The sequence below is a fragment of the Lentzea pudingi genome, assembly GCF_014646255.1.
In the GTDB taxonomy this organism is placed as follows: domain Bacteria; phylum Actinomycetota; class Actinomycetes; order Mycobacteriales; family Pseudonocardiaceae; genus Lentzea; species Lentzea pudingi.
Genome location: NZ_BMNC01000013.1, coordinates 122,351 through 144,680, shown reverse-complemented (window position 1 = coordinate 144,680; position 22,330 = coordinate 122,351). Strand labels below are relative to the sequence as shown.

The following is a 22,330-nucleotide window of genomic DNA, read 5'->3' as shown; positions in this document are numbered from 1 at the left end:
CCACAAGGGAATGTGCGCTGAGGGCGCCACTCTACACATGGTGAGGCATACCACATTCAGGTCCCCCTTACACGAAAACGTCCCGGTCCGCACCCCCCTGAGGAGCGGACCGGGACGTCTGAACTAGCGAGTTCTGTTCATCAGCCAAACATGATGCTGGTGACGTTCACGAAGCCGACGACAGCCAGCGCGATGATCGAGACGGCGACCATCGTGAGCACGGTCCGCCAGCCGATGGCCGTGACGGCGACCGCGACGGCACCTGCGATTCCGAGTGCACTCCCTGTGGACATCTCGTTTCCTCCCGACTAGGCGAGCTCGTGCTCCCAGGTGTGGGCGGTCCTGGGCGGCCTGCCATGACAAAAGGGTCTCGCGCTGTAGGTTGTCTGTCAACCGTCGACTGGTTGCCAGACAAGTTGCAACCAGACTGCGAGAGGCCTAAGCTGAACCAATGCCCGCCGACGAGTCTCATTCCGGCGAGAGCTGGGCGCTCTCGCCCGATTCGCGACGCCCGCTTCCGGAGCTGATCGAGCAGAAGCTCCGAGAGCAGATCATCGGCGGCACCCTCAAGGCGGGCGACCGCCTTCCCACCGAGCCGGAACTGGCCCGCAAGCTCGACGTCGCCCGGTCGTCGCTGCGCACAGCCCTGCAACGGCTGCAGTTGCAGGGCATCGTCGAGGTGCGACGCGGCCTTGGTTGGTACGTGCGCCGCACCGACCTCACCGCCGTGGACGACCGGCTGGAGGGCAAACTCGCCACCCGCCAGTTCTCGCAGACGGACCTGCTGGAAGTGCGGATCGCCCTGGAGACCACGGCCACGAGCCTCGCCGCGGTGCGCGCCGGAAACGGTGAGCTGGACGAGCTGGCCAAGCTGAACCACCAGTACCAGCGCGCGCAGGTCGAGGACACGCAGGAGGTGATCGAGCTGGACGAGGAGTTCCACTCGGCGCTGATCCGCGCGTCGCACAACGAACTGCTCGAGAGCATGTACCAGACGCTCGTGCCGGGCCTTCAGGACTGCAAGCGGCACACGAACACGACCCGCGAAGTGCACAACCGCTCGGCGAACGAGCACGAGCAGGTCATCTGGTTCCTGCGCAGGCACGACGAGGTGGGCGCGAAGAGCGCGATGACCTCCCACCTGCTGGGTCTGTACAACGACCTCGTCACCGACGACATCACGGTGAAGGCCACGCTCAGCACCTACGTCGGGGTGTCGGACAAGCCGATCTGGAACAAGCCCCGCTGATACGGCGGGCACCGAATGGGTCTGGCGCTGCTGCGCCATCCCTCCCACCATGTAGGGACTGCGGTGGAGTGAGGGGGCGGGCGACGGGTGGCGGCTGCGCGCAGGCACACAGGGGCGCTGGTCGTCGCATTGTCGCTCCTCGTTGTGGCGGCAGCGGACCTGACCGCGGTCCTGCTCTGGCAACCGACGTCGCGGAGCCTGTTGCACGACGTCCTGGTGGTGCTCTGGCCGCTACCCGCCCTGATCGGCCTCCTGGTCGGTGCCTACGAGCTCTTCCTGCACCGCCGCCTGGTCACCGAGATCAGCCGGATCACCGGCCCGAGCATCGTCGAGCACCTGTTGCCGGGTGACGTGCTGAAGACGTTCCTGTCGTCGATCTACGGCAGCAACGACGCCAATCAGGACGTGATCTCCGGCGTGCTCGGCGGCCACGGCGTGCAGCCCCACGGCAAGGACCTGACCATCAGCACGAACACCACTGTGCGGATGGAGCTCCAGGGCATCGACCCGACGACCTACCACCTGGTGATCACCCAGACCTACAACTTCCGGCACAACGTCCCGGTGGACCGCTTCGTCATCTTCGCGACCAGCAACGTGTTGCTGCGCGACACGATCAGCGCCGCGTGCCGCTACCCCCTCTTCGAGCTCTACTACATCACCGACCCGTCGCTATTCCTGGATTCGGTGGACGACCTGCTCGGCTCCGCCCAGATAGCGGTGGACTACGTCGACCACGCCGGCAGCGTGCGGTCCGCCGCGCCGAGCCAGATCCCGCCGGTCGAGGTGCGGTTCGACCAGTGGCAGAACTACCTGACGTTCTTCCGCGAGCCGATGTGGCCGCTGCCCAAGCTCAGCCCGCACGATCACATGGGAGACCTGCGGATCTTCGAGTGCGATCTCAGTGCCATCGCGGAGGACCACATGGTGCGGGCGATCCAGGGACTGAGCATCCGCTCGCGCACGCTCCAGCGGACGAACGAGGGCTTCTGCTACTGGCAGCCGCCCTATCCGTCCTATGTGGAGCAGATCAGTTTCGACGCACGCGGACTCGGGGTCGGCGAGTCCCCCGAGCACGAGTTCGCCATCATGCCGTTCCTGTTCCGCTCCAACACGGTGACCGGACAGTGGCTGAAAGCGGCCGACCTGGACGACCTCACGGTTCGGTCGTGGCTGCTTCCTGGTCACGGGGTGGCTCTGATGTGGCGGGAAGCGCGTGGTTGACCGTTCCGCCAGTAGGCGCGCGGCGGAACTAGTCGACTCCCCGCACCGGGTCCGCGGGGACCGGCGGCGGGGTGGGGACCGCAGGGCTGTCGTCGAGCGCCATGACGTCTCTCCTCGCCTCTGACCGACCTTCGAGCGTAGCCACAGCTCCGTTCGACGGGCGCCTGCCGAGCGGGTGAGCATGGCTTGCAAATGGGCGCAAGAAATTGCGTACACTTGCGGCATGACGCAACGGAGGCTGGCCGAGGTCGCGGCCAAGGTCGGGGTCAGCGAGGCCACCGTCAGCCGGGTGCTGAACGGCAAGCCGGGCGTCTCCGACGCCACGCGCAGTGCCGTGCTCACCGCGCTTGACGTGCTGGGTTACGAGAGGCCGACGCAGCTGCGGGGCGAGCGGGCAAGGCTCGTGGGGCTGGTGCTCCCGGAGTTGCAGAACCCGATCTTCCCCGCATTTGCGGACGTGGTCGGCAACGCTCTCGCGCAAAGGGGCTTCACCCCCGTCCTCTGCACCAGGACCGCCGGCGGGGTCACCGAGGCGGAGTACCTGGAGCTGTTGCTGGAGCAGCACGTCAGCGGGATCGTGTTCGCCGGTGGGCTGTACGCGCAGAAGGACGCTAGCCATGGGCACTACCAGCAGATGATGTCCCGGAAGCTGCCTACGGTGCTGGTCAACGCCGCCATAGACGACCTGGCGTTTCCGCGGGTGTCGTGTGATGACGCGGTGGCCGTGGAGCAGGCGTACGGGCACCTGGTCTCCCTTGGGCACAAGCGGATCGGGGCCGTGCTCGGGCCTCTGGACCACGTGCCGAGCTTGCGCAAGCAGCAGGCGCTCGACCGGTGTGGTGGCGCGGATGTCGAGCACGCGATGTTCAGCTTGGAGGGCGGGCAAGCCGCGGCTACCAAGCTCGTGCAGCGTGGGGTTACGGCGATCATCTGTGCCAGCGACCCACTCGCGTTGGGGGCGATCAGGGCCGTTAGGCGTGCTGGGTTGGATGTTCCGAAAGACGTGTCGATCATCGGGTATGACGATTCCGCGTTCATGACCTGCACTGATCCGCCTCTTACGACCGTGCGGCAGCCCATTGAGGCGATGGGGCGGGCGGCTGTCGAGCTGTTGGCGAACCAGATCTCCGGCAACGCGGTGGCGCCGGACGAGTTGCTGTTCGAGCCCGAGTTGGTGGTGCGGGCGTCCAGTGCGCCGGTGAGGTAACGAACGCAGTCAGCTTCTTGCGAGTTTTCGTCTGGATATTGCGTTCAGATGTAACGGCGCCTTATGGTCGCCGTCACATCGACGCGCTCGCGAGAAGGGCGGCCCCACCATGAAGAAGTCCGCTGCCGTGCTGATTGGCGGTGTCCTGGCCCTAAGCTCCGTCGGCTGTGGGAACGGTTCCACGACCGAGCCCGGCGGCAAGGTCCAGATCAACATCAACGGTCAGCCGCCGCAGACCCAGGCGTTCGACCGCAAGGTCTTCGACGAGGACGTCGCGGAGTTCGAGACAGCGAACCCGGACATCGACCTCGTGCCGCACGAGGGGTTCATGGACCCGAAGACGTTCAGCGCCAAGCTCGCCGGCGGCCAGTTGGAGGACGTCTTCTACGTCTACTTCACCGATCCCGCCGCTCTCATCGCCCGCAAGCAGGCCGCCGACCTGACGGACTACGTCAAGGACGTGCCGCACTACGGCGACCTCAAGCAGGAGCTCAAGGACGTCTTCACGGTCGACGGCAAGGTCTACGGGCTGCCCACGGCCAACTACACGATGGGGCTGCTCTACAGCCGCGCCAACTTCACCAAGGCCGGCCTGGACCCCGACAACCCGCCGAAGACGTGGGACGAGGTGCGCACGGCGGCCAAGAAGCTCAAGGACGCCGGTGTCACCGGGTTCGCCGAGTACAGCAAGAGCAACCAGGGCGGCTGGCACTTCACGACGTGGATCAAGTCCGTCGGCGGTGACGTCGCGAAGAAGGACGGCGACAAGTACGTCGCCGACTTCAACAACGACAAGGGCAAGGAAGTCCTGCGCAGGCTCAAGGAGATGCGCTGGGACGACAACTCCATGGGCGAGAAGCAGCTCCTGGAGATCGGCGACGTGCAGAACATGATGGGCGCCGGGCAGCTCGGCATGTACCTGGCCGCGCCGGACAACGTCGCCGCGATCGTCAACCAGTTCAAGGGCAAGTACGACGACTACGGCCTGGCCGCCATCCCGGAGCAGAAGGGCACGCTGCTCGGCGGCGAGGGTTACATGATCAACCCGAAGGCGACGCCGGAGAAGATCAAGGCGGGCCTGAAGTGGATCCAGTGGAAGTACCTGAACCCGGACCGCCTCGAGGGCAACCTGCAGAAGTACAAGGACCGCGGTCAGCCCGTCGGACTGCCGATCCCGCCGATCGCCGACATCTGGACCGGTGAGCCGCGCAAGAAGCAAGAAGACCTCAAGGCCAAGTACGCCACCATGCCGGTGAAGAACTTCCAGGCCTATGTGGACGGTTCGGAGAAGACCAAGGGTTCGCTCGAACCGCCGCAGGCGCAGCAGGTCTACGCGATCCTCGACAGCGTGGTGCAGGCGACCCTGACGAACAAGGACGCGGACCACGCGGCACTGCTGAAGGACGCGGAGACCAAGGTCAACGCCGTTCTGGCGCAGGTGAAGTAGGTGCGGCGCCACGTCACCGCGTACGGCTTCCTGAGTCTCGCGCTGGTCGTCTTCGCGATCTTCTCCTGGTGGCCCATCGTGCGCGGGGTGGTCCTGAGCTTCCAGCAGGTCAACTTCGTCACGAGTCCCGACTGGGTCGGCTGGGAGAACTTCGAGCGACTCTTCGCGGACCCGCTGTTCGGGGTGGCGTGGCGCAACACGCTGTACTTCACGCTTCTCGCACTGGTCCTCGGGTTCGGCGTGCCGTTCCTCACGGCCGTGGTGCTCAACGAGCTGCGGCACGCCAAGGGCTACTTCCGCCTGCTGGTCTACCTGCCGGTGATGTTGCCGCCGGTCGTCACGGCCCTGCTGTGGAAGTGGTTCTACGACCCGGGACCGGGGCTGTTCAACTCCGTCCTCAGAGGACTGAACCTCCCCACGCTCCAGTGGCTGGACTCCGCGAGCACCAGCATGATCAGCCTCGTCCTGGTGATCACGTGGGCGAACATGGGCTCGGCGACGCTGATCTACCTGGCGGCGCTGCAGACCATCCCCGGTGAGCTGTACGAGGCCGCGGACCTGGACGGCGCGGGCATCGTCAAGAAGGTCTGGCACGTCACGATCCCGCAGACCAAGTTCGTGATCCTGATGCTGTTGCTGCTGCAGGTCGTCGCGACGATGCAGATCTTCACCGAGCCGTTCATCATGACCGGCGGCGGTCCGGAGGAGTCCACGGTCACCGTGCTGCTCCTGCTGTACCGCTACGCCTTCTACTACAACGACTTCGGCACCGCGAGCGCGCTGAGCCTGATCCTCTTCGCGGTGCTGGGCGTCTTCTCCTTCCTCTACCTCAAGATCACCCGGAAGGCCGACGCATGAGGACTCTCACCAGGGGAACGGGCGCGACGTACTGGGTCGTCCTCGCCGGCACGCTGGTGCTGTTCACCGCGGCGTTCCTGCTCCCGCTCGTCTGGGTGCTGCTCGGCGCGTTCAAACCGCCGGCGGAACTGGCCCAGCAACCACCGACGATCCTGCCGCGGACGTGGGAACCGGGCGCGTACGTCGACGCCTGGAACTACATGGAACTGGGCAAGTTCTTCGTCAACACGCTCGTCGTCGCGATCGGCGCGTGGGCGGTGCAGATGGCCGTGATCGTCCCCGCGGCCTACGCGCTGAGCAAACTGCGGCCGATCTTCGGCAACGTGATCATGGGCCTGATGCTGGCGACGCTGATGTTGCCCTCGACGGCCGTGCTGGTCCCGGTCTACCTCACGCTCACGGACCTCGACCTGCTCAACAACCCGGCGGGCATCTGGCTGCCAGCCGCGGCGAACGCGCTGAACGTCTACCTGCTCAAACGCTTCTTCGACCAGATCCCGGAAGAGCTCCTCGAAGCGGCCAGGATCGACGGCGCGAACACGTGGACGACGCTCGTCCGCATCGTGCTGCCGATCTCGCGCCCCATCCTCGCCGTCGTCTCGATCTTCGCGGTCGTGGCGGCGTGGAAGGACTTCATCTGGCCGCTGCTCGTGTTCCCCGATCCGGCGAAGCAGACGCTCAGCGTTGCGCTTCAACGCTTCGCGCCGGACACACCGATCAACCTCCTGCTCGCGGGCCTCGTGCTGGCGAGCCTGCCGATGGTGGCGCTGTTCCTGGCGTTCCAGCGGCACATCCTCGCGGGGCTCACCGCGGGCGGCGTAAAAGGGTGAAAGGACACCACATGAGTTGGTGGCGCAACGCATCCATCTACCAGGTCTACCTGCGCAGCTTCGCGGACGGCAACGGTGACGGCATCGGCGACCTGGCCGGCCTCCGCGCCAAGCTCCAGCACATCGCGAGCCTCGGCTTCGACGCGATCTGGCTGAACCCGTGGTACCCGAGCCCGCTCGCCGACGGCGGTTACGACGTGGCGGACTACCGCGACATCGAGCCCGTGTTCGGGTCGCTCGCGGACGCCGAGAAGCTCATCGCGGACGCGCATGGCCTGGGCATCCGGATCATCATCGACCTCGTCCCGAACCACAGCAGCGACCAGCACCCGTGGTTCAAGGACGGCCTGTGGGACCGCTTCCACGTGCGGGACTCCGAGGAGATCCCGAACGACTGGCAGTCGCGCTTCGGCGGACCGGCGTGGAGCAAGCTGGAGGACGGCCGCTGGTACCTGCACCTCTACGCCGCCGAGCAGCCGGACTTCAACTGGGAGAACCAGCTCGTCCACGACGAGTTCGAGGACATCCTGCGGTTCTGGCTCGACCGCGGTGTCGACGGCTTCCGCATCGACGTGGCCGACGGCCTGGTCAAGGACTTCAGCAAGCCGAACGCGGAGCTGCCCTACTCCGACCAGGACGGCGTGCACGACATCTACCGCCGGTGGCGCGAGATCGTCGACGAGTACGACGGCGACCGCATCCTCGTCGGCGAGATGTGGCTGCCGGACCCGGTCCGGTTCGCCCGGTACCTCAGGCAGGACGAGATGCACTCGGCGTTCAACTTCGACTTCCTCTGCTGCCCGTGGAACGCGGGCGAGCTGCGCAAGGTCGTCGACAGCACGCTCGCCGCGCACGAACCCGTCGGCGCGCCACCGACCTGGGTGCTCTCGAACCACGACGTGACGAGGCACGTGACCCGCTACGGCCGCGAGAAGACGGGCTTCTCCTTCGCGGACAGGCAGCACGGCGCCCCGACCGACTTCGAACTGGGCACGCGCAGGGCACGGGCGGCGATCATGCTCACGGCGGCACTGCCCGGCGGCGTCTACGTCTACCAGGGCGAGGAGCTGGGCCTCTGGGAGGTCGAGGACCTGCCGGACGAGCTGCGCGAGGACCCGGTGTGGCACCGCTCGGGCTTCACCGACCGGGGCCGCGACGGCTGCCGCGTGCCGCTCCCCTGGTCCACAGAGGACGGTCCGAGCTGGCTGCCGCAGCCGGAGAACTGGCAGAAGTTCTCGGTCGCGGTCCAGTCGGACGACCCCGGGTCGATGCTCGCCCTGTACCGCCAGGTGTTCGCGCACCGCCGCGGCATCGACGGCGAACTGGAGTGGCTCGACCTGGGCGAGAACGTGCTGGCGTTCCAGCGTGGCGACCACACGTGCGTCGTCAACCTGTCGGACCGGGCGATCGATCTGCCGGGCGTGCCAACGTTGTCAAGCATTCCGCTCACCAACGGCCAGCTGCCGCCGGACGCCGCGGCCTGGCTGAAGTAGACAGGGGCCGGGGGTGGCCACGAGCCACCCCCGGGCTTCACCTCGTCGCGTACGGCGAGTTGTCGACCTTCGTGGACTCGGTCGGCAGGTTCTTCGCGACACCGATCGCCACGTTGTCCACGATGGTGTCCGCGGCGGCTTTCGGCATGACGCCGTTCAGCGCGGCCTTGGCGTCGTCCAGCACGCCGAAGATCTTGTCGATGATCTTGGATAGGCCCCGCAGGGCGTCGACGACCCTCTTGATCCAGCCGGAGACCTTCTCCGCCCACTTCACGACCAGCCGGATGCCGTCCGCGATGATGCCCGGCGTGGCGAGGCCCATCGTGATCAACGCCGCCGCGGCCCACCGGATGAGCGCCTGCGTCAGCTCGCTCATGCCCAGCGCGATGAGGTCGCGCACGATGGTGCGCACCGTGGCGACGGCGACACCGGCCCCGGTCAGCGCGGCACCCACGCCCTCGGCGGCGATGCCCGCGGCCTTGACCCCGGTCGCCTCCACCTTCGCCACGGCGGTGTAGGCGTCGACCGCGGCACCCCGCCACGCGGAGGTGTCGGCGGCGACGACGCGAGACATCTCCTCGGCCGCCTTCTTGAGGTGATCACCGACGTTGCCCCACGTGGCCGCGTTCTGGTTGATCACACCGGGGTTTCCCGCCAGCGAGTCGAGCATCGACTTCAGCGGCTCGACGTGCTCGATGAACCAGGCGAACGCGGACGACAGCAGTGTGCCGAACGGGTCGCTGAGAAAGCCGAGCGCGTCGATGCCGGCACCGCCGATGTTGACGAGGCCTTCTCCCCACTCGCCGCGCTGGATCGCGGAGATCGCGTCGGCCGCGGGCTCCACCAGGTTGAGGCCGGCGAGTGCGCCGGGGCCCTCGGGTGCCTTGGCCACCAACGGGTTCGGTGCGGTCACGACGTCCACTCCCCGAGCTTCTCGACGATCTTCTTGAAGTTGCCGCCGAGCTTCTGGTCGACGGCGTCGTAGGTGTCGGCCATGCCGTTCACACCGTCCACCGTCGCACTGACAACGCCGTGCGCGGTGTTGACGGCACCGGTGCCAGCGGCCTCGATCGTGCCCACGATCGGTTCGATCAGCGGGCTGCAGAGGATGCCGTACGCGTTGGCTCCGTTGATCTGCGCCTGCCCGATGGCCTGCTGCGCCGTCTCGATCTGCTTCACGATGCCCTCCAGCCGTTTGGCGTGCTCGCGCATCGCCTCCGTCTGGACGTTGAACCCTCCGCCGGTCACGTGATCACCAGCCCTTGTCGTCACGGGCGAAGTTGTGCCCGCCGAAGTCGTCGTCATCTACCGGTCCGGAAGGCCTCGGAGGCGCGGGGTCCTCGGGCGGCGGCTCCGGGAAGCGCTCGTGGTAACCACCCATCAACGCGTCCATGGTCGCGGAGTCGTCGCCGATGATCGGTGCCATGGCCTCCTGCATCCTGGCCGCGATCTGCGCCTGGGCGGTCCGCATCGCGCCGAGGATCTCGGCAGACAGCTGCGCGGGCTGCTTGCGCAACGCCGCGTCGGTCAGGTCCAGCGCGGAGACGATGCCGTTCTGGTCGACCGTGACGGACACCGAGCCGTCCGACGAACGCCGCGTCACGCTGACCGCGTTCGCGACCTGCTTCATCTCGTCGGCTTGCCGGAGCTTCGCCTGGATCTGCTCGTTCCACTGACGCATCATCGCGTCGGGATCGGCCGCTGCCGGATTCATCTAGTCCCTCTCCTGTGCCTTCTTGCGACGGGAGGCGACGGTGCCGAGCACGGCCAGCGCCCCGATCCCGCCGATCCCCATTCCCCCGAGCAACGAGCCGATGCCCAGCACGACGCTCGGTTCGTACACGGCTCGGTACACCGGTGAGTTGCCCGACCCGTTGCGGATCTTGTTCTCGCCCCGTTGCACGACCCGCACGTCGGTGTCCTCGTCGGACGGCGTGAGCTGGTCCGGTTCCGCCGTCACCCGCGTCCGCGCACCGCTCTCCCACACGACGTCGGCCTGGCAGGTCCACCAGGTGCCGAAGCCGTACCTGCTGACCGGTCCGTGGGACGTGCACCCGGTCACCCGAGCCACACCGGAGTCGGTGACGGCCTTCGTTCCCGCCGAGGGATCGAACCTCGTGAAGCCCGTCAGCCCCAGCAGGACACCGCAGCCCAAGACCACCAGGGCGAACATCCCAGCGACCCACTTCATGCGTTTCGTCCCCTCGCCGGTCCCTGTTCGACTTCGTATCGAAGCGCCCGGTTCCACCGAATTCAGCAACGACCTGGGGACCATCCGGGCACGCGGCGGGGGCGGTTCGGGCGTGCCCATTCTGGTCGACCTGCGTGAACAGCCCGTCACACGCTGCGAATCGGGCATAAATCGGGCAGGATCTCACCTACTTGTGGTGCCGACCACAGTGTTTCAAGGGTGTTTCATCTATGCACGGCCCGAACGGGCAACTCAAGAGCCGAATGGGCAGGTGACATGCGAGCCGAGGAACGCAAGCGCCGCATCCTGGCCAGGGCCCGCGCCGACGGCCGCGTCGACGTGGTGGAGATGGCGCAGGAACTGCGCGTCGCGCCCGAGACGGTCAGGCGCGACCTGCGCGTGCTCGACGAGCACGGTCTGGTGCGGCGCACGCACGGTGGTGGTGTGCCGGTCGAGAGCGCCGGCTTCGAGACAGGGCTCCGGTTCCGCGCCGGGTCGCACGTCCCGGAGAAGCGGCGCATCGCGAAAGCGGCCGCAGAACGGCTCGACGACGCCGAGACGGTCTTCATCGACGAGGGCTACACGCCGCAACTCGTCGCGGAGGCCCTGCCCACGACCAACCCGTTGACGATCATCACGGCAAGCCTCCCGACCGCGGCGGCGATGTCCGAGCACCCGTCGTGCACCGTCCTGCTGCTGGGCGGGCGCGTCAGGGGCCACACACTGGCCACTGTGGACCACTGGACCACCAGGATGCTCGGCGAGATGGTCATCGACCTCGCGTACATCGGCGCCAACGGCATCTCCCGCGAGCACGGTCTCACCACGCCCGACCCGGCGGTCGGCGCGGTGAAGGCCAAGGCGCTCAGCGCTTCCCGGCGGAAGATCTTCGTCGGGACGCACACGAAGTTCGGCGTCTCCAGCTTCCACCGGTTCGCCGAGGTCTCCGATCTGGAAGCGGTCGTCACCGACAGCGGCCTCACCGCGCACGAAGCCCACCGCTACACGTTGCTAGGCCCCAAGGTCATCAGAGCCTGACTCGCCCTCACACATTTGGGCACGCACATCCCCCGGTCTTCAGCGTGCCCAAAAACCCTTGAAAGGAACCGACGATGTCGTCGATTCGCACACTCGGAGCCGCCACCGCCGTGTTGCTGCTCGCGTCCGCCTGCTCGGGAGCCGGCGGCGGGGGCGGTGGTGAGAACTCGGTGAACGTCCTGATGGTGAACAACCCGCAGATGCAGGACCTGCAGAAGCTCACCGCGGACAACTTCACGAAGGACACCGGCATCAAGGTGAACTTCACCGTGCTGCCCGAGAACGACGTCCGGGACAAGATCAGCCAGGACTTCTCCAGCCAGGCGGGCCAGTACGACGTCGCGACGATCTCCAACTACGAGACGCCGATGTACGCCAAGAACGGCTGGCTCGCGCCGATGGACGACTTCGTGTCCAAGGACAGCGGATTCGACCAGGCCGACATCCTGGAGCCGATCAGGCAGTCGCTGACCGCGGCGGACGGCAAGGTCTACGCGCAGCCGTTCTACGGCGAGTCGTCGTTCCTCATGTACCGCAAGGACATCTTCGAGGCCAAGGGCGTCACGCTGCCCGAGAAGCCGACCTGGCAGCAGGTCGCGGAGGCGGCGGCGAAGGTCGCGACGCCCGAGGTCCGCGGCATCTGCCTGCGCGGCCAGCCGGGCTGGGGCCAGGTCATGGCGCCGCTCACGACGGTCGTGAACACCTTCGGCGGCACGTGGTTCACCAAGGACTGGCAGGCGCAGGTCAACGCGCCGGAGTTCAAGGAGGCCACCAAGTTCTACGTCGACCTCGTGCGCAACCACGGTGAGAACGGCGCTCCGCAGGCCGGGTTCGCCGAGTGCCTCAACAACATGACGCAGGGCAAGGTCGCGATGTGGTACGACGCCACGGTCGCCGCGGGCCTGCTCGAGGCCGACGACTCCCCCATCAAGGGCAAGCTCGGCTTCACCCAGGCGCCGGTCGTGAAGACCGACAGCTCCGGCTGGCTCTACACGTGGGCGTTCGGCATCCAGAAGGCCTCGAAGAAGCAGGACAACGCCTGGAAGTTCATCTCGTGGGCGTCCGGCAAGGGTTACGAGGAGCTCGTCGGCAAGAACCTCGGCTGGTCGAAGCTCCCCGACGGCAAGCGCTCGTCGACCTACCAGCGTCCCGAGTACAAGCAGTCCTCCGGCACGTTCTCCGCGATGGCCGAGGCCGCGATCAAGAGCGCGAAGCCGCTCAACCCCGGTGTGCAGGAACGTCCCGCCCCCGGCATCCAGTTCGTCGGCATCCCCGAGTTCACCGACCTCGGCACCCAGGTGTCGCAGCAGATCAGCTCGGCGATCGCGGGTGCGGTCACGGTGGACGACGCGCTGAACAACGGTCAGGGACTCGCCGAGAAGGTCGCCGCGAAGTACAAGGGGCAGTGACATGGCTGTCATAACGAGGGAGCGGTCGGTCGTCGACCGGCCGCCCCCCGTCCCCCGCAGGGACTACTCGAAGTGGGCGCGGCGGGGGCCCCTGCTCCCCGCGCTCATCTTCCTGATCATCGTGACGCAGCTGCCGTTCGTGGCGACGCTGGTGATCTCGTTCATGAAGTGGAACTCGCTCGACCCCGGCAGCCGCGGGTTCGCCGGGTTCGACAACTACGTCAACGTCTTCACCGACCCCGACCTGCGGTCCTCGGTCGTCAACACGATCGTGCTCACGGCGTCGGTGGTGCTGATCAGCCTGGTCCTCGGGCTGGGCCTCGCGCTGTTGCTGGACAAGAAGTTCAAGGGCCGCGGGCTCGTGCGCACCATGCTCATCGCGCCGTTCCTCGTGGTGCCGGTGGCGGCGGCGCTGATCTGGAAGCACGTGCTCTACAACCCGGAGTACGGCCTGTTCAACGGAATCCTGAACTGGCTGGGCTTCGACGCCCAGCCGGACTGGATCTCCACCATGCCGATGAGCGCCGTCGTGCTGTCGCTCGTGTGGCAGTGGACGCCGTTCATGATGCTGATCCTGCTGGCGGGCCTGCAGTCCAAGCCCATCGAACCCGTCGAGGCGGCCACGATCGACGGCGCCTCGTCGTTCCAGATCTTCCGGTACCTGACGTTCCCGCACCTGCGCCAGTACCTGGAGCTCGGCGGCCTGCTCGGGTCGATCTACATCGTGCAGAACTTCGACGCGGTCTTCACCATCACGTCCGGTGGTCTGGGCACGGCGAACCTGCCGTACATGATCTACCAGACCTTCTACCAGGCCCACGAGTACGGCGAGGCCTCCGCGGCCGGTGTCATCGTGGTGGCGGGGTCGATCATCATCGCGACCTTCGCGCTGCGCACGGTGTCCTCGTTGTTCAAGGAGGAGAAGCGATGAGCAGGATCTGGGGTGTGCTCGCCTGGTTCGCCGGCATCGTCTTCTTCGCGCCCGTGGCCTGGATGTTCCTGACCTCGCTGCACAGCGAGTCGGACGCGGCGACGAACCCGCCGTCCCTCACGGCACCGCTGACGCTCGACGGTTACGCCGAGTTCTTCGACGCGGGCGCGTGGCCGCCGCTGATCAACTCCTTCAGCGCCTCGATCGGATCGACGATCATCGTGCTGCTGCTGGCGATCCCGGCCGCGTACGCGTTGTCGATCAAGCCGGTGGAGAAGTGGACGGACGTCCTGTTCTTCTTCCTCTCCACCAAGATGATGCCGGTCGTCGCGGCGCTGCTGCCGATCTACCTGATCGCGCAGTTCTCCGGGATGCTCGACAACATCTCGTTCCTCACGCTGCTGTACTGCTCGATGAACCTGCCGATCGCGGTGTGGCTCATGCGGTCGTTCCTCGCCGAGGTCCCCAAGGAGATCCTCGAGGCGGCGTCGATCGACGGCGCCGGGCTGGTCACGACGCTGCGCCGGGTGGTGGCACCGATCGCCATGCCGGGCATCGCGGCGACGGCGTTGATCTGCTTCATCTTCAGCTGGAACGAGTTGCTCTTCGCACGGGTGCTCACCGGTGTCGTCGCCGGTACCGCCCCCGTGTACCTCACCGGGTTCGTCACCTCCCAGGGCCTGTTCCTGGCGAAGGTGTGCGCGGCCGCGGTCGTGGTGTCTCTGCCGGTGCTCATCGCCGGGTTCGCCGCCCAGGACAAGCTCGTCCAGGGCCTCTCGTTGGGAGCAGTCAAGTGAAAGCAGCAGTGATCACCGGCGTCGGGTCCGTCGAAGTGACCACTGTGGACGATCCTGCGTGCGGTCCCCGCGAAGTCGTCGTCCAGGTCGCGGCCTGCGGGCTCTGCGGCACGGACCTGCACATCCTGCAGGGTGAGTTCGCACCCACGCTGCCGGTCGTGCCGGGCCACGAGTTCGCCGGCACGATCGTCGAGATCGGTTCGCAGGTCAACGAGCTCGCCGTGGGTGACCGGGTCGCCGTCGACCCGTCGCTCTACTGCCACGAGTGCCGGATGTGCCGCTCGGGCAAGAACAACCTCTGCGAGCGCTGGGCCGCCATCGGCGTCACGACGTCCGGTGGCGCGGCGGAGTTCGCGAAGGCGCCCGTGGCGAACTGCGTGAAGCTGCCGGACCACGTGCGGACCGAGGACGCGGCGTTGATCGAACCGCTGTCGTGCGCCGTGCGCGGCTACGACGTGCTGCGGTCGCAGATGGCGTCGCGGGTGCTGATCTACGGCTCGGGCACGATGGGCCTGATGATGCTGCAGCTCGGCAAGCTGACCGGCGCGTCGTCGATCGAGGTCGTGGACCTCAACGAGGAGCGGTTGAAGACCGCCGTCCAGCTCGGCGTCTCTTCCGTCGCGACATCGGCGGACGAACTGGACCGTCCACAGGGCTGGGACGTCGTCATCGACGCCACCGGCAACGAGAAGGCCATCCAGGACGGCATCGGCCGGGTTGCGAAGGGAGGCACCTTCCTCCAGTTCGGAGTCTCCGACTACTCGGCCCGCGTGACCATCGAGCCGTACAAGATCTACAACCAGGAGATCACCATCACCGGCTCGATGGCGGTGCTGCACTCGTTCGAACGGGCGGCGGATCTCTTCGCGACCGGAGTACTCGACCCCGAGGTCTTCATCAGTGACAGGGTGCCGCTGGACGGTTACGCGAAGGCGTTGGACCAGTTCAAGGCGGGTGTGGGCCGCAAGATCCAGGTCCTGCCGTGAGCTGATCCGAGAAAGTTCTCAGAAGTTCGTGGGCACTCGTGTATCCAGACGAGTGCCCACGACTCCTTCCAGGCATGTCGAAGTCCGGGCAGAAAGTAACGCCGCCGTACTTTTCGCACATGTCCGACGAAGAGCTCCTCGCCTGGTACGCGGAGCTTCAGGTGCGCGCGATGAACGCGCCGCCTGGGGACGTCGATTTCGATCACAGCCACAAGCCCGCCGAACCGAAGACCGTGGAAGAGCTGCGTCACCGGATCATGACGTTCCAGGGCTGGCCGGGAGGCCTGTCCACGCTCGATTCCGGTTCTCCGTTCCACAACCTGTGGCACTGGCTCAGCGACTGACCCGCCGCGAGGTGAGCCTCGCGCGGGTCATTGGCGCGTTGGTGGCCGCCTGTGTGCTCTTCGCCGTCGTGCACACAGCGGTCACCGGCGCTGTCTCACATCCGCGGAACTGGCTGGTCGCGTTCGCCTGCACCCTGCTCGGGGTGCGGGTGATCGGTCACGTCCGCAGGTCGGCCGTCGGCTGGTTGCTGCTGACCATGGGCGTGTTCGGCGGGGTCGCCGTCGCGATCGCGGGTCAGCCGGAAGACCATCCCGCCCGATGGGTCGAGGCGTGGGTCTGGTGGCCCACGTACGCGCTGTTGCCCGCTGTGGCACTGGTCTTCCCCAACGGCAAGCCCTTGAGCAACCGCTGGTGGATCGCCATCGGCGCGTCACTGTTCAGCGTTGTCGCCGGCACCATCGGGATCGCGTGGGCGTCGTGGGGCGATCCCACGTCGTTCTGGCAGTCGAGCGGTGGTGGGCTCGCGAAGACGATCACGATGGTCGCCGTGTTGCTGGCCGGGCTCTCGGTGCTCGCGGCGGTCGTGTCCTTGGCGTTGCGGTGGCGGAGGGCTGAAGGGGACGAACGCCGGTCGCTCGTGTGGGCGTTCGCGTTGCTGACGCTGGCCGTCGTGGCGACCGTGGTGGAGACGACGGACGGGCACGTCGCGTGGATCGTCGGCGTGCTGGCGTTTCCTGCTGCCGCGGTGATCGCGATCGTGCGGTACGGCCTCTACGACATCAGCTTGCTGATCCACCGGTCGTTGCTCTACGGCTCGTTGACCGTCGTGCTGCTGTTGGTCTACCTCGGCGTGATGGTCGGGGCTGGCGAGTTGCTGACGGACGACACCGAGGTGATCGGGGTCGTGGCGGCGGGCCTGGCGTTCGCGCCGATCCGCAGTTGGCTGCAGCGCAAGCTCGACCGCTGGCTGTACGGGCAACGTTCTGATCCTTACGCGACGCTGTCCATGTTGAGCGAGAAGCTCGAACGGTCGCAGGACGTGCTTCCGACCGTGGCCCAGACGGTCGCCGAGTCGTTGAAACTGCCGTACGTGGCGATTCGCGGTGGGTCGGTGCTGGCCGAGCACGGACGTAGTCGCGGATGGCCGCAGCTGCGCTTTCCCATGACGTACCGGGGATCTGTCGTCGGCGATCTCGTGGTCGAGCCGCGTGCTCCGGACGAACGGCTGAGCGACCGCGAGCTGAACCTGTTGGTGGACCTGGCCCGATCGACCGCGCCGGCCGCGCAGTCGATCAAGCTGACCGCCGATCTGCAGCTCGCCCGCGAACGGCTCGTGCGCGCCCGCGAAGAAGAACGGTTGCGTCTCAGGCGAGACCTGCACGACGGCGTGGGACCGGCGTTGGTCGGGATCCGGTTGCAGCTCAAGGCGTTGCGCCGCTCGTTGGGTGACGTGCTGGACCCGGTGCTGGCCGACGTCGACACCACGGCCGTCGAGGTGCGCAGCCTCGTCGACGGGCTGCGGCCACCGATCCTCGACCAGGGCCTGGCCCTGGCCGTGCGCGACGAGGCCGCTCGTTTCAACGGCGACCTGCGCGTCGAGGTGGAGGCCGAACCGATCGAGGGGCTGTCCGCCGCCGTCGAGGTCGCCGCCTACCGGATCGTCGCGGAGGCGTTGACCAACACCGCGCGCCACTCCGGAGCGTCGACCTGCGTGATCACCGTGCGCGCGGACGGCGACCTGGTCGTGGAGATCGTGGACGACGGGCGCGGGGTCGCGGCCGATTCCAAGCCGGGTGTAGGTCTCGACTCGATGCGAGAACGGTGCGCCGAGCTGGGTGGATCGTGCACAGTGGGCCCTGCGGAACCACACGGGACTCGGGTGGTGGCGCGGATCCCGTTGGAGGCCCAATAGTGGCGGATGCAGTGACGCGCGTGGTGATCGCCGACGATCACCCGGTGTTCCGGCGCGGGCTCAAGGCGTTGCTGGACGGCGAGGACGGCATCTCGGTGGTCGGTGACGCCGCCGACGGCCAGGAGGCTGTCCGCGTCGTCCTCGACCTCGCGCCGGACGTCGTCGTGATGGACCTGCACATGCCGGTGATGGGCGGGGTCGAGGCCGCCAAGCAGATCCAGGCGGCCCTGCCGGACGTCGGTGTCCTCGTGCTGACCATGCACGAGGACGACGAACTGGTGTTCGCGGCGATGAAGGCCGGGGCGCGCGGATATCTCGTGAAGACGACAGATGACGACGAGATCGTGCGCGCGGTGCAGGCCATAGGAGCCGGTGAGGCGATCTTCAGCGCCACCATCGCCCAGCGGATGATGGGCTACTTCACCGCGATCTCGTCGTCCAAGGCGGTGCTGTTCCCGCAGCTCACGGACCGCGAACGGGACGTGCTGGAGCTGATGGCGTCCGGAATGGACAACACGTCGATAGCGCACCGGCTGAACCTGTCGGGCAAGACCGTGCGCAACCGGGTGTCCGCGATCTTCACCAAGCTCCAGGTGGCCGACCGCGCGCAGGCCATCGTGCGTGCCCGCGAGGCCGGGCTCGGAAGTCCCTCCTAAGTCGGGACATCGGTCACCTGACGGAGGGACAACGCCCCCGATGGGATCGGCGTATCCGCCGAAGGGGGCCCGATGGACATCACCTGGGACGTCGCACACGCGCGGCTCAGCCACGACCGAATGCTGCACATCGCACAGGCGCTCGTCTCGATGCGCCCCGAGAAAGTCACGCTGGGCGGCGGCGAGCCGCTCGGAGTACCCGGCCTGTTCGAGATCGTCGAGCTGTTCCGCACAGCGGGCATCGACGTCGTCCTGCGCACGTCCGGCAAGTCGCTGCACCCGTCGATGGTGCGGACGCTGCTCATGTCGTGCTCACGCATCGAAGTGTGCGCGATGGCGTTCACGCACGCCATGCACGCGCTGCACCTGTTCGACATCGGTGCCGCGAAGCTCGACCAGCACGCCGTGTTCGGGCTCGACGCCACCGGCATCCGGCGCGGGTTCGACCGCCTGGAGGACTTCTGCGCCACCACGGCGTTCGAACTCCCCCGGCTCGCGTTCATCGCGTTCAGCGACACGATCGGCTCGGACCACGCGCAGTACCTGCAGTCGCTGGCGCCTCAGACCGTGCGGGTGACGGTCGAGACCGCGAACACGTCGGTGGTCAGAGCGAGCTGAGCAGGGCGCGCCAGGCAGAGGTGGAGAACGCGAGTACCGGACCGCTCGCGTTCTTCGTGTCCCGGACCAGCGCGTTCTGGGCCAGCGAGACCTCCACGCAGTTGCCAGAACCGCTGCCGCCGCTGTAGCTGCTCTTACGCCAAGCCCGATCCTGGAACATCTGAGTCCTCTCGCAGTGCGCTGATGTAGTCCATCAGCATGCTCCGCGATTGTTCCTCATCCAGCGCGACGGCATCCAGCCGCTGAAAGAGCCTCTTCGCCCGTGCGACAGCGGTCTTCTCCTGGGCGAACACCTTCGCCATGTCGGTTTCGCAGTACACGACCGAAGGTGCCTTCTCGAACTCGTAGAGCACGCACGGCGAACGGAACGCGGTGATGTGCGCTGGCACGATCCGAATGATGTGCGTGTTGAAGAGGAGCCGCAGGTACTGATCTTCACGAATCGCGGCGGTGCCCAACTGCATCCGCAACGCAAGTTCGTGCACGTAGAACAGGCACTCCGGACGGTTCGGCCGCTTCAGGATCGCCTGCCGCTCGATACGTGCCCGGACGAACTTCTCGATGTCCTCCGGCGCCTCGATGTGGGAGTCGACGAACAACTCCCGAACGTAGTCCTCCACCTGCACAAGGCCGGGCATCGTCATGATGTCCAAGCTGATGATCTTGGAGGCCATCGCTTCGGTCATCACGAGCGTGCGCAGGTCGTCCGGCAATTGGGCGAAGAACAGGTCGAAGGCGTTGTAGTAGCGGCGGCGGAACTCGTTCGCGAAGTCGATGTTCTTGCCGCACGTCGCCAGGTACTGCACGAGGTCGACCTCGCTCGCCCGCACCTTCCCCAGCTCGACGTCGGACACCTTGCTCGGGTCCCAGCCCAGCTGAACGGCCATCGCGCGGCCGTGGAACGTCGTGCACGTCTCCCTCAGATGACGTAGTTCGTCACCGAGATCCCGGCTGTACGGGGTGGAAATGATCGCGGTCATGCCCAATGACGGTATGGCTTGGATTTACTCCATGCCACTGGCTCGTTCGGGTGAAAAAGAGCTAGAAAATGCCCCCGCGAGCTGCGAAAACGTCCCCGATAGGTTGCATAGCGCCGATAGCGAGCCGCAGCAGCACGCGTGACTTGCGGGGACATAGCCACCCGGCCATCACGACCCCACGCTTGATGAGGTCGGACTCGGATCCGACGAAGCCGTAGGTGGTGCGAAAGGTCGTCCCCGCGCCCGTCCGCGACGCCACCACGACCGGGAACCGGGCTCGCGAGATCGCCTCGGCCATGCCCGCCGACACGTGCCCGGCACCGGTGGCCGCGACCACCACACCCTTGACGTCGAGCCAGTCCAGGATGGCGCCGTCATCGTCCACAGTGGCCTCGATGAGCGGAACCGCCGGCATGTCGACAGGTCGGGGCAGCGCGGTCTGCTGGTAGGCGGGGTGGAAGTACCGCGGGGTGCCCTCGACGACGAGGCCGAGCGGGCCGGGGAACGACTCGAAGGCGTTCGGCAGGCTGCTGTGCGCCTTGCGGACCCAGCGGGCGGCGTGGATCTCGTCGTTCAGGACCAGCAGCGCGCCTCGGCCGCGGGAGTTCTGGGCGGCTGCCACGGAGACGGCGGCGGTGAGGTTGGCCGGGCCGTCGGCGCCGGGGAGTCCTGGGTGCCGCATGGCGCCGGTGACGACGATCGGTTCGTCGTGCGGCCACAGGCAGTCGAAGAAGTACGCGGTCTCTTCGAGGGTGTCGGTGCCCTGGATGACGACGACGCCCCGCGCGCCCTCGGACACCTGCTTGTCGGCCCAGTCGAAGGCTTCCAGGAGAGTCGTGAAGGTGAGCGAGGCGCCGGGGATCGTCGCGAGGGTGGCGATCTCGCCGACATCGAGGCCCTGGACGAGGTCCTGGGCGCCCAAGGTCGGCGACACCGCACCGGAGCCCGTCATCGTGATCGTGCCGCCGAGCGATGCCACCGCCACCTGTGAGCTCATGCGAGCCACTCTAGGGTGGATGCCATGACCGGACCCGCTTCCTGGCCACCCGCCCCGATCCGGACCGAACGGCTCGTGCTGCGCGAGTCCGGGGCGAGCGACCGGGAAGCGTTCATCGACCTGTTCTCGTCACCAGAGGTGGGCACGTACATCGGTGGTGCCCAGCCGCGTGACGAGCTCGAACGCACGGTGCCGGACGTTCCGGGCCGGCGCCACGGCCTGTTCGTCGTCGAACTCGACGGCGAGATGATCGGCATGATCACGTTCGACGTGGTGGGCGAGAACCGCGATCTGGGCTTCCTGTTCCTGCCGTCGTCGTGGGGCAAGGGCTACGCGTACGAGGCGTGTGCGGCGGCGCTCGACTGGTTCGCCGCCGCGCACCCCGGTGAGCCGCTCACGAGCGACACGCAGGTCGCCAACACGGCCTCAATGCGTCTCCTGGCGAAGCTGGGCTTCACCGAAGGCGAGCGCTACGAGGCTTGGGGCGCCGAGCAGAGTCACTGGCGCCAGTAGGTGATGTTGCGGAAGCGGGCCTCCGCGCGACCGCTGCCGTGGTGGTAGACGCCGTTCTTGAAGTACCGGGTCGCCGGGCCTTCGTCCTGGTGGGTCAGCTTCAGGGCGCCGTTGTAGTAGGTCTTCACGGTGCCGCGGCCGCCTGAGACCGCGGTGTGTTCGACGCGGATCTTGAACCACTTGTTGTAGATGCCCGTCGCGACGACCTGGTTGCTGTCCTTGCGCAGGGTGCCGCCGTTGATGTTGGCGACGTTGAGCATCACGTCGGTGGCACGGGTGCCGTCGGGGCGGCTGCCGCGCAGGATCTGCACGACGGTCGGGCCGCTGACGCCGGCCGGGATGTAGATCTCGCCCTCCCAGGCGCGCGAGCCGCTCGAGTACTCCTGGTTGAAGCGCAGCTCGGTGCGCGGGTCCGTCGGGCTGCCCTGGGTGTGCGGCTGGTCGTAGTCGTACACCCACGTCGTGTGGACGCCGTTCTCGAACTTGTACCGCGCGCTGGTGGCGAGGTTGTACGGCTTCTGGACGGTGTAGGTGTACGGCGCCGACACCCACTGCGCGGACGGCGGCTGGGCGAGGGCTGCGCCAGCCGGTGCCACGAGCAGGGGTGCGGTCAACGCGAGGGCGAGCACGGATCGTCGCGTGTGGAGTGCAGGGGTTTCCACGTTGAATCCCTCCGACCTTGATAAGTGGTCTGTACCACTGTGAGGAC

26 protein-coding genes are annotated in these 22,330 nt (G+C 67.0%); 17 read left to right on the top strand and 9 right to left on the bottom strand.

The window, feature by feature from the left end; all coding sequences use genetic code 11:
- Positions 1-140 precede the first annotated feature (140 nt).
- On the bottom strand, positions 141-293 hold the full coding sequence (locus IEY88_RS33280) for a hypothetical protein (RefSeq protein WP_189158876.1): 153 nt from the start codon (positions 291-293) through the stop codon (positions 141-143).
- Between the two features lie 158 nt (positions 294-451).
- Here IEY88_RS33280 and IEY88_RS33275 point away from each other — a divergent pair, with 158 nt between their 5' ends.
- From IEY88_RS33275 to IEY88_RS33245, 7 genes are all read left to right on the top strand, one after another.
- Positions 452-1,249: a FadR/GntR family transcriptional regulator gene (locus IEY88_RS33275; RefSeq protein WP_189158875.1), complete on the top strand. Its 798-nt coding sequence runs from the start codon at positions 452-454 to the stop codon at positions 1,247-1,249.
- Positions 1,250-1,378: 129 nt separating this feature from the next.
- Positions 1,379-2,473 (top strand): hypothetical protein, encoded by a 1,095-nt coding sequence (locus IEY88_RS33270; RefSeq protein ID WP_229694001.1) that lies wholly within the window; start codon positions 1,379-1,381, stop codon positions 2,471-2,473.
- A gap of 223 nt (positions 2,474-2,696) precedes the next feature.
- On the top strand, positions 2,697-3,680 hold the full coding sequence (locus IEY88_RS33265) for a LacI family DNA-binding transcriptional regulator (protein ID WP_189158874.1): 984 nt from the start codon (positions 2,697-2,699) through the stop codon (positions 3,678-3,680).
- A gap of 109 nt (positions 3,681-3,789) precedes the next feature.
- Complete coding sequence (locus IEY88_RS33260) at positions 3,790-5,127, top strand: ABC transporter substrate-binding protein (RefSeq protein WP_189158873.1); 1,338 nt, start codon at positions 3,790-3,792, stop codon at positions 5,125-5,127.
- Complete coding sequence (locus tag IEY88_RS33255) at positions 5,128-5,985, top strand: carbohydrate ABC transporter permease (RefSeq protein ID WP_189158872.1); 858 nt, start codon at positions 5,128-5,130, stop codon at positions 5,983-5,985.
- On the top strand, positions 5,982-6,815 hold the full coding sequence (locus IEY88_RS33250; protein WP_189158871.1) for a carbohydrate ABC transporter permease: 834 nt from the start codon (positions 5,982-5,984) through the stop codon (positions 6,813-6,815). Before IEY88_RS33255 ends, IEY88_RS33250 begins: the two co-directional genes overlap by 4 nt.
- Positions 6,816-6,826: 11 nt before the next feature.
- Positions 6,827-8,308: a glycoside hydrolase family 13 protein gene (locus IEY88_RS33245; protein WP_189158870.1), complete on the top strand. Its 1,482-nt coding sequence runs from the start codon at positions 6,827-6,829 to the stop codon at positions 8,306-8,308.
- A 37-nt stretch (positions 8,309-8,345) separates the two neighbouring features.
- Here IEY88_RS33245 and IEY88_RS33240 read toward each other — a convergent pair whose 3' ends face one another.
- From IEY88_RS33240 to IEY88_RS33225, 4 genes are read right to left on the bottom strand one after another with little or no spacing between them, the layout of a single operon-like run.
- A complete protein-coding gene (locus tag IEY88_RS33240) occupies positions 8,346-9,221 on the bottom strand; it encodes a WXG100 family type VII secretion target (RefSeq protein WP_189158869.1) in 876 nt (291 codons plus the stop codon).
- Entirely contained in the window at positions 9,218-9,556 is a 339-nt protein-coding gene (locus IEY88_RS33235) for a type VII secretion target (RefSeq protein WP_229694000.1), read from the bottom strand. Before IEY88_RS33235 ends, IEY88_RS33240 begins: the two co-directional genes overlap by 4 nt.
- 4 nt (positions 9,557-9,560) lie before the next feature.
- Positions 9,561-10,022 carry a YbaB/EbfC family nucleoid-associated protein gene (locus IEY88_RS33230; RefSeq protein ID WP_189158867.1) on the bottom strand — a complete coding sequence of 154 codons (462 nt, stop codon included), beginning with the start codon at positions 10,020-10,022 and terminating at the stop codon, positions 9,561-9,563.
- Positions 10,023-10,499 carry a DUF6346 domain-containing protein gene (locus IEY88_RS33225; protein ID WP_189158866.1) on the bottom strand — a complete coding sequence of 159 codons (477 nt, stop codon included), beginning with the start codon at positions 10,497-10,499 and terminating at the stop codon, positions 10,023-10,025.
- A 276-nt stretch (positions 10,500-10,775) separates the two neighbouring features.
- On the opposite strand from IEY88_RS33225, the gene IEY88_RS33220 reads away from it, so the two are divergent.
- From IEY88_RS33220 to IEY88_RS33180, 9 genes are all read left to right on the top strand, one after another.
- Positions 10,776-11,537: a DeoR/GlpR family DNA-binding transcription regulator gene (locus IEY88_RS33220; protein ID WP_090068339.1), complete on the top strand. Its 762-nt coding sequence runs from the start codon at positions 10,776-10,778 to the stop codon at positions 11,535-11,537.
- A 74-nt stretch (positions 11,538-11,611) separates the two neighbouring features.
- Entirely contained in the window at positions 11,612-12,946 is a 1,335-nt protein-coding gene (locus IEY88_RS33215) for an ABC transporter substrate-binding protein (protein WP_189158865.1), read from the top strand.
- A 1-nt stretch (position 12,947) separates the two neighbouring features.
- Positions 12,948-13,877 carry a carbohydrate ABC transporter permease gene (locus tag IEY88_RS33210; RefSeq protein WP_189158864.1) on the top strand — a complete coding sequence of 310 codons (930 nt, stop codon included), beginning with the start codon at positions 12,948-12,950 and terminating at the stop codon, positions 13,875-13,877.
- Complete coding sequence (locus IEY88_RS33205) at positions 13,874-14,674, top strand: carbohydrate ABC transporter permease (protein WP_189158863.1); 801 nt, start codon at positions 13,874-13,876, stop codon at positions 14,672-14,674. Before IEY88_RS33210 ends, IEY88_RS33205 begins: the two co-directional genes overlap by 4 nt.
- Entirely contained in the window at positions 14,671-15,660 is a 990-nt protein-coding gene (locus IEY88_RS33200; protein ID WP_189158862.1) for a zinc-dependent alcohol dehydrogenase family protein, read from the top strand. The genes IEY88_RS33205 and IEY88_RS33200 overlap by 4 nt, the downstream gene beginning before the upstream one ends.
- A gap of 74 nt (positions 15,661-15,734) precedes the next feature.
- Complete coding sequence (locus IEY88_RS33195) at positions 15,735-16,004, top strand: hypothetical protein (RefSeq protein WP_189158861.1); 270 nt, start codon at positions 15,735-15,737, stop codon at positions 16,002-16,004.
- A complete protein-coding gene (locus IEY88_RS33190) occupies positions 15,983-17,857 on the top strand; it encodes a sensor histidine kinase (RefSeq protein ID WP_189158860.1) in 1,875 nt (624 codons plus the stop codon). The genes IEY88_RS33195 and IEY88_RS33190 overlap by 22 nt, the downstream gene beginning before the upstream one ends.
- Positions 17,858-17,868: 11 nt before the next feature.
- Positions 17,869-18,513, top strand: a complete 645-nt coding sequence (locus IEY88_RS33185) for a response regulator transcription factor (RefSeq protein WP_229694021.1) — start codon at positions 17,869-17,871, stop codon at positions 18,511-18,513.
- A 72-nt stretch (positions 18,514-18,585) separates the two neighbouring features.
- Entirely contained in the window at positions 18,586-19,131 is a 546-nt protein-coding gene (locus IEY88_RS33180) for a radical SAM family protein (protein ID WP_189158859.1), read from the top strand.
- Here the strand turns inward: IEY88_RS33180 and IEY88_RS33175 are convergent.
- From IEY88_RS33175 to IEY88_RS33165, 3 genes are all read right to left on the bottom strand, one after another.
- On the bottom strand, positions 19,118-19,291 hold the full coding sequence (locus tag IEY88_RS33175) for a DUF397 domain-containing protein (protein WP_189158858.1): 174 nt from the start codon (positions 19,289-19,291) through the stop codon (positions 19,118-19,120). The genes IEY88_RS33180 and IEY88_RS33175 overlap by 14 nt on opposite strands.
- The gene (locus IEY88_RS33170) at positions 19,266-20,111 is read right to left on the bottom strand and encodes a helix-turn-helix domain-containing protein (RefSeq protein WP_189158857.1); all 846 of its coding nucleotides are present in this window, start codon (positions 20,109-20,111) and stop codon (positions 19,266-19,268) included. Before IEY88_RS33170 ends, IEY88_RS33175 begins: the two co-directional genes overlap by 26 nt.
- A gap of 61 nt (positions 20,112-20,172) precedes the next feature.
- Entirely contained in the window at positions 20,173-21,108 is a 936-nt protein-coding gene (locus IEY88_RS33165) for an asparaginase (protein ID WP_189158856.1), read from the bottom strand.
- 24 nt (positions 21,109-21,132) lie between these two features.
- Here IEY88_RS33165 and IEY88_RS33160 point away from each other — a divergent pair, with 24 nt between their 5' ends.
- Positions 21,133-21,621, top strand: coding sequence for a GNAT family N-acetyltransferase (locus IEY88_RS33160; RefSeq protein WP_189158855.1), 489 nt, complete (start codon positions 21,133-21,135; stop codon positions 21,619-21,621).
- Here IEY88_RS33160 and IEY88_RS33155 read toward each other — a convergent pair.
- Entirely contained in the window at positions 21,606-22,283 is a 678-nt protein-coding gene (locus IEY88_RS33155; RefSeq protein WP_189158854.1) for a polysaccharide lyase family 7 protein, read from the bottom strand. The two genes, IEY88_RS33160 and IEY88_RS33155, sit on opposite strands and share 16 nt — an antisense overlap.
- Positions 22,284-22,330: the final 47 nt, after the last annotated feature.